The following is a 10367-nucleotide window of genomic DNA, read 5'->3' as shown; positions in this document are numbered from 1 at the left end:
GGCACCTCGCCGCCAGGCGCGGACCTGCGCTTTCACCTCAGTCGGCGCTCCCGAAGGCCGCGTCGAAGGAGGCCGCCGGGGGGTCGAAGTCGTACCGCTTGAGGAAGGACAGCGCCTCCGGGGCGCCGGTCAGCCGGTCCATGCCGGCGTCCTCCCACTCCACGGAGACGGGCCCGGCGTAGCCGATGGACCGGAGCATCCGGAAGACGTCCTCCCAGGGCACGTCGCCGTGTCCCGCGGAGACGAAGTCCCAGCCGCGCCGGGGGTCGCCCCAGGGCAGATGCGAGCCGAGCCGGCCGCTCCGGCCGTCGAGCCGCTTGCGGGCCTCCTTGCAGTCCACGTGGTAGATCCGGTCGCGGAAGTCCCACAGGAAGCCGACGGGGTCGAGGTCCTGCCACACGAAGTGGCTGGGATCGAAGTTGAGCCCGAAGGCGGGACGCCGGTCGACGGCGTCCAGGGCCCGCTGGGTGGTCCAGTAGTCGTAGGCGATCTCGCTGGGGTGGACCTCGTGGGCGAAGCGGACGCCCTCGGCGTCGAAGACGTCGAGGATCGGGTTCCACCGCTCCGCGAAGTCCTCGAAGCCGCGCTCGACCATGCGCTCGGGGACCGGCGGGAACATCGCCACCAGATGCCAGATGGAGGAGCCGGTGAAGCCGATGACGGTGTCGACGCCGAGCGCGGCCGCGGCCCGCGCGGTGTCCGCGAGTTCGCGGGCGGCCCGCTGTCGCACCCCTTCGGCGTCGCCGTCGCCCCAGATCCGGGCGGGCACGATCGCCTGGTGGCGCTCGTCGATGGGATGGTCGCACACGGCCTGTCCCACCAGGTGGTTGGAGATCGCCCAGCACTTCAGGCCGTACGCGTCGAGCAGTTCGCGCCTGCCCTTGACGTACGCGGGGTCGGCGAGGGCCTTGTCGACCTCGAAGTGGTCTCCCCAGCAGGCGAGTTCGAGGCCGTCGTAGCCGAAGTCGCGGGCGAGCCGGCAGACCTCCTCCAGGGGCAGGTCGGCCCACTGGCCGGTGAAGAGCGTGAAGGGTCGTGGCACGGTCGGGCGCCTCCTAGCTCGGTACGGACGTGTCGGCGGGCGTCTGGGCGGGCGAGTCCGCGGGCGTGTCGGCTGATCCGTCGGCAGCAGTGTGGACCGGGATGCCGACCGGGGTGTAGACCGCGTTGCTCCGGGCGCTCTCCTCCACGGCGGCCAGCACCCGCTGGACCTGGAGGCCGTCGGCGAAGGAGGGCGCCGGGGGGATGCCGCTCGCGACGGCGTGGACCAGGTCGCGGGCCTGGTGGGCGAAGGTGTGCTCGTAGCCGAGCGCGTGCCCGGGCGGCCACCAGCCCTCCAGGTACGGGTGGTCGGGTTCGGTCACGAGGATCCGGCGGAAGCCCGCCGAGACCGCCGGTTCGGTGTGGTCGTGGAAGGAGAGTTCGTTGAGCCGTTCCAGGTCGAAGGCGAGCGAGCCGCGCTCGCCGTTGATCTCGAGCCGCAGCGCGTTCTTGCGGCCCGCGGCCATCCGGGTGGCTTCGAAGGAGGCGAGCGCGCCGGAGGCGAGCCGCCCGGTGAACAGGGCCGCGTCGTCGACGGTGACCTGCCCGTACGCCTCCGATCCCGCTCCCCCGGCGAGACCGCCCGCGGCGACGCCCGCGAGCAGCGGACGCTTCCGTACGAAGGTCTCGGTGAGCGCCGAGACGCCGATGAGCGGCTCCCCCGCCAGGTACTGGGCGAGGTCGACGGCGTGCGCCCCCAGGTCGCCGAGCGCGCCGGAGCCGGCGTGTTCGCGTTCCAGGCGCCAGGTGAGCGGGAAGGCAGGGTCGACCAGCCAGTCCTGGAGGTAGGTGACGCGGACGTGCCGCAGGCTGCCGAGCCGGCCGTCCGCGATGAGCTGTCGGGCGTACGAGAGGGCGGGCACCCGGCGGTAGTTGAAGCCGACCATGGCGATCTGGCCCCGGGCTGCGGCCGCCTCGGCGGCGGCCGCCATGGTCTCGGCCTCGGCGACCGAGTTGGCGAGGGGCTTCTCGCACAGCACGTGCTTGCCCGCCTCCAGGGCGGCGACGGCGATCTCCGCATGGCTGTCGCCCGGGGTGCAGACGTCGACGAGCTGGACGTCGTCGCGGGCGATCAGGGCGCGCCAGTCGGTCTCGGCGGCGGCCCAGCCGTGCCGTCGGGCGGCGGCCCCGACGGCGGTGGCGTCACGGCCCGCGACGGCGGCGAGGACGGGTCGCATCGGCAGGTCGAAGACGCGGCCCGCGGTGCGCCAGCCCTGTGAGTGGGCGGCTCCCATGAACGCGTAGCCGACCATGCCGATGCCGAGCGTCGGCGGTGCGGCCCCGCTCTCCCTCTGTTCCATACGGTTCCTCCGTTTCGTGGTGCGGCGAGTTGCTGCTCCCCGGGGGCGGTCGGGCCGCCGGGGACCGGTCCGGCCGGGCGGCCCCGGTGCGGGCCGCCCGGTGCGGACCGCCCGGGTCCGGGTCGGTCAGCTGAAGCCGGTGGGCAGGTACTCGTCGACGTTCTCCTTGGTGACGACGGCCGAGTAGAGGGTGATCGAGGCGGGGATCTCCAGCTCGGACATGCCGCCGACGCCCTTCTTCTGACCGAGGGCGCGGGCGAGGTCGATCGCGGAGGCGGCCATGGTCGGCGGGTAGAGGACGGTGGCCTTGAGGACTCCGGTGTCGGCCTTGATGGCGTCCATGGCGGACTTGGCGCCGGCGCCGCCGACCATGAGGAAGTCCTTGCGGCCGGCCTGGGCGACGGCCCGCAGGGCACCGACGCCCTGGTCGTCGTCGTGGTTCCACAGGGCGTCGAACTTCGGCTGGGCCTGCAGGAGTTGGGCCATCTTGGCCTGCCCCGACTCGACGGTGAAGTCGGCGGCCTGGCGGGCGACCTTGCGGATGTTGGGGTAGTTCTTGAGGGCGTCGTCGAAGCCCTGGGTGCGCTGCTTGGTGAGTTCGAGGCTGTCCATGCCGGCGAGTTCGACGACGGTGGCGTTCGGCTTGTCCTTGAGCTGTTCGCCGATGAAGTTGCCGGCGTTGAGGCCCATGCCGTAGTTGTCGCCGCCGATCCAGCAGCGGTAGGCCTGCGGGGAGGCGAAGATCCGGTCGAGGTTGATGACGGGGATGCCGGCCTTCATGGCCTGGAGGCCGATCTGGGTGAGGGCCTTGCCGTCGGCGGGGAGGATGACGAGGACGTCGACCTTCTTGTTGATGAGGGTCTGGACCTGGCCGATCTGGGTGGCGGTGTCGTTGGAGCCCTCGGTGATCTCCAGGGTGACGTCGGAGTACTTCTTCGCGCGCCGCTCGGCGTTGTCGTTGATGGCGTTGAGCCAGCCGTGGTCGGCCTGCGGGCCGGCGAAGCCGATGGTGACGGGGGTGCCGGGCTTGTCGTCGGCGGCCGGCGCGGCGCTCCCGACGGGCGCCGTGTCCTTGGCTTTCGGCTCGTTGCTCGTACAGGCCGTGAGCAGCGCGCCGGCGGAGACGGCCGCGCCGCCGAGGAGGAGGTGTCTGCGGCTGGTTTCGGGCATGGCGGTGGATCCCTTCCGAGCGGGTGGTGGTGAAGGGGGAGGTGGCGGGGGGGGCGGGTCGGGCGGGTGTCCGGTCAGGTTCCGTCGCGGACGGTGCGGCGCTGGAGCAGGACGGCGGCGACGATGATCGCGCCCTTGGCGATCTGCTGGACGTCGCTCTGCAGGTTGTTGAGCGCGAAGATGTTGGTGATCGTCGTGAAGACGAGGACGCCGAGGACGGAGCCGACGATGGTGCCCCGGCCGCCGCTGAGGAGGGTGCCGCCGATGATGGCGGCGGCGATGGCGTCGAGCTCGTACAGATTGCCGTTGGTGTTCTGGCCGGAGCCGGCGAGCACGATGAGCAGGAAGGCGGCGATGCCGCAGCACAGTCCGGAGAGCAGATAGAGGAGGAGCCGCTGGCGGCGTACGTCGATGCCGGCGAGGCGGGCGGCCTCCGGGTTGCCGCCGACGGCGACGGTGCGGCGGCCGAAGGTGGTCCGGTTGAGGAGCAGCCAGCCGGCCGCGGTGACGGCCGCGAAGACGAGGACGAGCGGCGGGATGCCGAGGACGTAGGCGTCGGGGAGGCCGAGGTCGAGGACGGACGGGACGGTGACGATCTGCGTCTTGCCGTCGGTGATCTGGAGGGCGAGGCCGCGGGCGGAGGCCAGCATGGCGAGGGTCGCGATGAACGGGACCATGCCGCCGTACGCGACGAGGACGCCGTTCACGAGGCCGCAGCCGAGTCCGACGGCGACGGCCGTGAAGAGGATGCCGACGAAGCCGAACTCCTGGGTGGCCAGGGTGGTGGCCCATACGGAGGCGAGGGCGACGATCGCGCCGACGGAGAGGTCGATGCCGCCGCTGGTGATGACGAAGGTCATGCCGACGGTGACGACGCCGATCACGGAGGCCTGTGTGAGGACGAGTTGGAGGTTGGAAGTGGCGAGGAACTCGGCGGGCCGGGTGAGGCCGCCGACGACGATCAGTGCGGCGAGAACGCCGAGCAGCGACAGGTTCCGGACGTCGACCCTGAGGCCGAGTGCGCGCCAACGCCCCTCCTGGGGCGGCGCCTTGGCCGGGGTGGTGAGTGTCATTCCGCAGGGCTCCCTTCCATCACGAGGTCGAGTACGCGGTGTTCGTCGAGGTCACGGGCGGGCCCCTGGTGGACGACGCGGCCCTCGCGGAGGACCAGGACGCGGTCGGCGAGGCCGAGGACCTCGGGGACCTCGCTGGAGACGAGGAGGACGGCGAGGCCGTCGTCGGCGAGCCCCCGGATGACCGCGTACAGCTCGGCGCGGGCGCCGACGTCGACGCCCCGGGTGGGTTCGTCGAGGAGGAGGACGCGGCAGCCCCGGAGGAGCCAGCGGGCGAGGACGGCCTTCTGCTGGTTGCCGCCGGAGAGGGTGCGGACCGGGACGTCCGGGAGGTCGGGGCGCAGCGACAGGGTGCGGGTGGCGGTCCTGGCGGTCTCGCGTTCGGCTGCGCGGTCGATCCAGCCGGCCCGGGAGAAGCGGGCGAGGGAGGAGACGGAGACGTTGCGGGTGACGGATTCGAGGAGGAGCAGGCCCTGCGCCTTGCGTTCCTCGGGGGCGAGGCCGAGTCCGGCGGCGACGGCGGCGGGGACGCTGCCGGGGCGCAGGGGCCTTCCGTCGACGGTCACCCGGCCCGCGGTGGGCTTCCGCGCTCCGTAGACGGTCTCCAGGATCTCGGAGCGGCCGGAGCCGACGAGCCCGGCGAGGCCGACGATCTCGCCGGGGCGGAGTTCGAGGTCGAGGGCCTCGAACTCGCCTTTCCTGGCGAGTCCTTGGACCCGGAGGACGGGTTCGCCCACGGGTGGGAGGGCGGGGCGTTCGGGAAAGACGTACGGGACGTCCCGGCCGGTCATGAGGGCGACGACCTCACGGGTCGGGGTGGTCGCGGCGGGCAGTCCGCGGGCGACGGCGCGGCCGTCCTTGAGGACGGTGACGCGGTCGCCGATGCGGCGGATCTCCTCCAGGCGGTGGGAGATGTAGACGACGGCGACCCCGTCGGCGGTGAGGTCCGCGACGATCCGGAAGAGGTTGGCGACCTCGTCGGGGTCGAGGGCGGCGGACGGTTCGTCCATGACGATGAGGCGGACGTCGTGGGAGAGGGCGCGTGCCATGGAGACGATCTGCTGCTGGGCGGCGGAGAGTTCGCCGACGCGGCGGGCCGGGTCGATCTCGGGGTGGCCGAGGCGTTTCAGGAGGGCGGCGGTGATCTCCCGCGCTTCCCGGGCACGGACGAATCCGGCGGTGGTGGGTTCGTGGCCGAGGTGGACGTTCTCGGCGACGGAGAGGCCTTCGACGAGGTCGAGTTCCTGGTAGATGGTGGCGATGCCGAGGCGGACGGCGGCGCTCGGGGAGCGGAGCCGTACGGGCGAGCCGTTCCAGGTGATCCGGCCCTCGTCGGGCTGGTGGGCGCCGGCGAGGACCTTGATGAGGGTGGACTTGCCGGCACCGTTCTGGCCCAGGAGGCAGTGGACCTCACCGGGCGCGACCTCCAGGTCCACGCCGTCGAGGGCACGGACGCCGGGGAAGGACTTGGTGATTCCGGACATGGTGAGGAGGGACGGGTGTTCTTGGGATTCTTCGGATTCTTGGGGCTCTTGGGGTTCTTGAGGCATGGCGGAGGTCCCCTCGGCGGGTGCGGGTGGCGCCGGAGCGGGTGGACGTGGGCACGGCGGGGCGGGCCGGTGGACGTGGGCACGGCGGTGCGGGCCGGTGGGGTGGTGCGGGCCCGTGGTGCTGGGGCCGGTGGTGCGGGCCGGTGGGTGGCGTGTGTCACCCGTTCCGCCCTGGGCGTCCCCCGGACGGAATCCGGGGGGGGGAACGCAGGCCCGCCCACCACTGGAGAGGAAGCCGACGGGCTACCCGGAGGTGTTACGCCGGGGAGAAGAGGTGGTCGCTGATGAGGCGGGCCGCGCCCGTGACCCCGGCTGTCTGGCCCAGTTCGCCCAGGACGATGGGCAGGTTGCCGGTGGCCAGGGGCAGGGACTGCCGGTAGACCTGGGTGCGGACGCTGGCGAGGAGGTTGTGGCCGAGGCCGGTGACTCCGCCCCCGATCACCACCAGACCGGGGTTGAAGAAGCTGACGAGTCCGGCGATGACCTGCCCGACCCGGTTTCCGCCCTCACGGATGAGGGCGAGTGAAGTGGCGTCTCCGGCGGCGGCCGCCGCCGCGACGTCGACGGCGGTGAGGTGACCGGCCGCCGCGAGCCGGGCGGCGAGCTCCTCCGATCTGCCGCCGCGCGCCGCGTCCTCGGCGTCGCGGGCCAGGGCGGCGCCGCTGAAGTGGGCTTCCAGGCAGCCGTTGTTGCCGCAGGCGCAGGGGCGGCCGTCGGGTTCGACCTGGATGTGTCCGATGTCCCCCGCGCTGCCCGTCGTACCGCGGTAGACCTCTCCGCCGACGACGATGCCGCAGCCGATGCCGGTGCCGATCTTGACGCAGAGGAAGTCGCCGACCGAGCGGGCGACGCCGGCGTGCTGCTCCCCCATGGCCATGAGGTTCACGTCGTTGTCGACCATGACGGGGCAGCCGAGTTCCTGGCTGAGTGCCTCCCGTACGGGGAAGCCGTCCCAGCCGGGCATGATCGGCGGTGCGACGGGGACGCCCTCGGGGAAGCGGACGGGTCCGGGGACGCCGATGCCGGCGCCGTCGAAGCCCTCCGCGAGCCCGGTGGAGCGGAGCTTCGCCGCCATCGACAGGGCCTGCTCGAAGACGGCGACGGGGCCTTCGCGGACGTCCATGGGGTGGTTGAGGTGCCCGAGGACCTCCAACTCGGCGTTGGTGACGGCGACATCGATGGAGGTGGCGCCGATGTCGATGCCGAGGAAGCGGAGTTCGGGCGCGAGCCGGATGTTGTGCGAGCGACGGCCGCCCCGGGAGGCGGCGAACCCATCGGCGACGACGAGACCGGTCTCCAGGAGCCGGTCGACCTCGACGGCGAGCTTGGAGCGGGAGAGATCGATCTGATCTCCCAGCTGGGCGCGGGAGTTGGGTCCTCCGTCGCGCAGCAGCCTGAGGAGTCGCGCCTGATGCCGGTTGGCAGGTCGTGCCGTCATGCGTCTCACGCGCCCCTCCCTCTCGTACGTGCTCGTCTTCGTGCTTTCGAGGGGAACGTAGCAGCGGCGTACCGGAGTGGGAAGAAGTTGCGCAGGAATCCGCTCCGACTTTTTCCCGGTTGGGGACAAAGGCGGGTGGGGCGGCGGGAGAAGGGTCAGCGGGCACCGGCACCGGCACCGGCACCGACGACCTCGACCAGACGGGCCGAGACCACCACGTTGCCCGCGTAGCCGTTCTCCTCGGTGAACGTGCCGCCGCAGGTGATCAGGCGCAGCTCGGGCGCGCCGGCGTCGCCGTAGACCCGCTCGGCGGGGAAGCCCTCCTTGGGGACGAGCTCGACCCCGTACACGGCGAAGACAGCGGTCCGGCCGTCGCGGCGCGCGATCTCCACGCGGTGTCCCTTGCGGAGGGCGCCGAGGTCGTAGAAGACGGCACGGCCGCCGGGGACGTCAACGTGCCCGACGACGACGGCGGTGCCGCGCTCGCCGGGGGTGACCGCGCCGGTGAACCAGCCCGCGAGTCTGTTCTCCTCGGGCGGTGGGGCCTCGATCCAGCCGTCGGCGTCGAGCCCGACCTTCGTGACCGGCGCGTCGATCCCGACGGCCGGGACGCGGACCCGGAGCGGGGTCGACGGGGGCAGCGGATCGGGTACGGAGGCGGGGACGAGCGCGGCTTCGGCGCGGGTGCCGTCGGGTGCGGCGGCGGAGAGCGGCTGTGGGGGGCCGTCGGCCCGGATCTCGTCCGCACCGCCGCGCACGAGGTGGACGCCGACGAGGAGGACGACGGCGACGAGCCCCCACGCGCCGTGCCGCCCGGCTCCGTCCGACCGCCCCACGTCCGCTCTCCTCCTCGCGCCGTGAGCGCGCCGGCTGCACACCGTCCGAGCGGGCCTGGAGCGGAGGTCGCGCCGACCGCGCGTCGTCCCGCCCGCCGCCCGTGCCCTTGACCGCGTGCCCGGGGGCGCCCGCGCACGGGCGTCCGCCGGTGGTGGCGCCCCTCCGTCCCGGACCTCGTCACACCGGGGCGGAGGGGCCGTTTCAGAGCCCGCTGGTCCCGGGCGTCAGGCGCTGCCGTCGGTGGCGCGGCGGCGGGTCAGGACGACGGCGGCGCCGAGCGCCCCGACGATGAGCAGCACACCCGTGACCACCTCGGTGACGCCGAGGCCGTCGGTGTCCGCGCCGGAGGCGGCGGCGGTGCCGTAGCCGGCCTTCACGCCCTTGTGCGCTCCGGGCGGCAGGCTCTCGTTGTGCCCCGTGGTGTTCCCGCCGGTGTCGCCCTGGGTGATGGTGAGGGTGGTGGTGCCGCGCTCGCCCTTGCAGTCGAAGGTGATCTCGTACTGGGTGCCGGCCTTGGCGTCGACGTCCACGGTCGCGTTGCCCGAACGGCCCTCGTTGAGGGTCACGGTGTCGAACACCCCGGAGGTGACGGTCACCGACGGCACTTCGCAGCCGTCGGACTTCAGCGTCACGGTGCCGCCGGGGGCGACGGTCTCGGGGCTGACGGAGAAGCCGAACGACGTGATGGTGCGGTCGTCCTCGTTCGCGAGGGCGGTCGGCGCGACCATGACCACCACGGCGGCGCTCAGCAGGGCGGCGGAAGCGGCACGTATCGCGCGCATGACGGTCCTCCAGATCACGGGAGGGATCGGCCACGGAGCGATTCCGTGCCCGGAATACGACGACCCTCACCGCGATCGAAGCTAGGTCCGCCACCGGCGCGCCGCCAACCGGGATCCGCCGAACGGGGCACGGCCGACGGACCCGGTCCGCAGTCCTGCGGCAGCCGGGAGCGGACCGTAACGGACCGCGCTACGGCACCCGGACGACCTGGCCCGCGTACGACAGGTTGCCGCCGAAGCCGAAGAGGAGGACCGGGGCGCCGGAGGCGAGTTCGCCGCGTTCGACGAGCTTGGCGAGGGCCAGCGGGATGGAGGCGGCCGAGGTGTTGCCGGAGTCGACGACATCACGGGCGACGATCGCGTTGACGGCGCCGATCTTCGCGGCGAGCGGCTCGATGATCCGCAGGTTGGCCTGGTGCAGGACGACGCCCGCGAGCTCCTCGGGGCCGATGCCGGACCGCTCGCAGGCCTGCCGGGCGAGGGCGGGCAGCTGCTGGGTGGCCCAGCGGTAGACGCTCTGGCCCTCCTGCGCGAAGCGGGGCGGGGTGCCCTCGATCCGGACGGCGTGGCCCATCTCCGGGACCGAGCCCCACAGGACCGGGCCGATGCCGCGCACGGCCCCCGGCGCCTCGTCGTCCACGGCCTCGACGATCGCGGCGCCCGCGCCGTCGCCGACGAGGACGCAGGTGGTGCGGTCGGTCCAGTCGGCCACGTCGCTCATCTTGTCGGCGCCGATCACCAGCGCGCGGCGGGACCCACCGGCCCGTACGGCGTGGTCGGCGGTGGCCAGGGCGTGGGTGAACCCGGCGCAGACCACGTTGAGGTCCATGGTGGCCGGCGAGGTCATGCCGAGGCGGGCGGCGACGCGGGCGGCCGTGTTGGGCGAGCGGTCGATGGCCGTGGAGGTGGCGACGAGGACGAGGTCGATGTCGTCGGGGGTGAGTCCGGCGGTGGCCAGGGCCTTGCCCGCCGCGTGCGCGGCGAGCTCGTCGACGGGTTCGTCGGGCCCCCCGATGTGCCGGGTGCGGATACCGACCCGGCTGGTGATCCACGCGTCGTCGGTGTCGACCAACTCCGCGAGGTCATGGTTGGTGAGCACCTTGGCGGGCTGGTAGTGCCCGAGCGCGGCAATGCGAGTGCCCGTCATCCCGGGACCCCCTCGGTGGTTCGATCGT

Annotated in this window: 9 protein-coding genes; all 9 read right to left on the bottom strand. The window is 72.9% G+C overall.

The features are described from left to right. Window positions 1-37: 37 nt before the first annotated feature. The gene (locus tag ACFQ79_RS12100; RefSeq protein WP_055600077.1) at window positions 38-1042 is read right to left on the bottom strand and encodes a sugar phosphate isomerase/epimerase; all 1005 of its coding nucleotides are present in this window, start codon (window positions 1040-1042) and stop codon (window positions 38-40) included. A gap of 13 nt (window positions 1043-1055) precedes the next feature. Beyond that, complete coding sequence (locus tag ACFQ79_RS12095; RefSeq protein ID WP_383581853.1) at window positions 1056-2342, bottom strand: Gfo/Idh/MocA family protein; 1287 nt, start codon at window positions 2340-2342, stop codon at window positions 1056-1058. Between the two features lie 126 nt (window positions 2343-2468). Further along, window positions 2469-3512 carry a substrate-binding domain-containing protein gene (locus ACFQ79_RS12090; protein ID WP_383581850.1) on the bottom strand — a complete coding sequence of 348 codons (1044 nt, stop codon included), beginning with the start codon at window positions 3510-3512 and terminating at the stop codon, window positions 2469-2471. 74 nt (window positions 3513-3586) lie between these two features. After that, complete coding sequence (locus ACFQ79_RS12085; protein ID WP_383581848.1) at window positions 3587-4585, bottom strand: ABC transporter permease; 999 nt, start codon at window positions 4583-4585, stop codon at window positions 3587-3589. Continuing rightward, entirely contained in the window at window positions 4582-6069 is a 1488-nt protein-coding gene (locus ACFQ79_RS12080; protein ID WP_383581845.1) for a sugar ABC transporter ATP-binding protein, read from the bottom strand. Before ACFQ79_RS12080 ends, ACFQ79_RS12085 begins: the two co-directional genes overlap by 4 nt. Before the next feature lie 322 nt (window positions 6070-6391). Further along, window positions 6392-7573: an ROK family transcriptional regulator gene (locus ACFQ79_RS12075; protein ID WP_209497681.1), complete on the bottom strand. Its 1182-nt coding sequence runs from the start codon at window positions 7571-7573 to the stop codon at window positions 6392-6394. 155 nt (window positions 7574-7728) lie between these two features. Then, entirely contained in the window at window positions 7729-8409 is a 681-nt protein-coding gene (locus ACFQ79_RS12070) for a class F sortase (RefSeq protein WP_383581843.1), read from the bottom strand. Between the two features lie 225 nt (window positions 8410-8634). Beyond that, on the bottom strand, window positions 8635-9192 hold the full coding sequence (locus ACFQ79_RS12065; RefSeq protein WP_383581841.1) for a hypothetical protein: 558 nt from the start codon (window positions 9190-9192) through the stop codon (window positions 8635-8637). Between the two features lie 190 nt (window positions 9193-9382). Next, on the bottom strand, window positions 9383-10339 hold the full coding sequence (locus ACFQ79_RS12060) for a beta-ketoacyl-ACP synthase III (protein ID WP_229313489.1): 957 nt from the start codon (window positions 10337-10339) through the stop codon (window positions 9383-9385). Between the last annotated feature and the right edge of the window lie 28 nt (window positions 10340-10367).

It is taken from the genome of Streptomyces sp. NPDC056480 (genome assembly GCF_042795405.1).
Taxonomy (GTDB): domain Bacteria; phylum Actinomycetota; class Actinomycetes; order Streptomycetales; family Streptomycetaceae; genus Streptomyces.
This window is presented reverse-complemented; position numbering and strand designations above follow the sequence as displayed.

Excerpts from the sequence above, each read along its gene's own strand:
- ACFQ79_RS12095 (WP_383581853.1), bottom strand. The coding sequence starts at position 2,342 with ATGGAACAGAGGGAGAGCGGGGCCGCACCGCCGACGCTCGGCATCGGC.
- ACFQ79_RS12090 (WP_383581850.1), bottom strand. The coding sequence starts at position 3,512 with ATGCCCGAAACCAGCCGCAGACACCTCCTCCTCGGCGGCGCGGCCGTC.
- ACFQ79_RS12085 (WP_383581848.1), bottom strand. The coding sequence starts at position 4,585 with ATGACACTCACCACCCCGGCCAAGGCGCCGCCCCAGGAGGGGCGTTGG.
- ACFQ79_RS12080 (WP_383581845.1), bottom strand. The coding sequence starts at position 6,069 with ATGTCCGGAATCACCAAGTCCTTCCCCGGCGTCCGTGCCCTCGACGGC.
- ACFQ79_RS12075 (WP_209497681.1), bottom strand. The coding sequence starts at position 7,573 with ATGACGGCACGACCTGCCAACCGGCATCAGGCGCGACTCCTCAGGCTG.
- ACFQ79_RS12065 (WP_383581841.1), bottom strand. The coding sequence starts at position 9,192 with ATGCGCGCGATACGTGCCGCTTCCGCCGCCCTGCTGAGCGCCGCCGTG.
- ACFQ79_RS12060 (WP_229313489.1), bottom strand. The coding sequence starts at position 10,339 with ATGACGGGCACTCGCATTGCCGCGCTCGGGCACTACCAGCCCGCCAAG.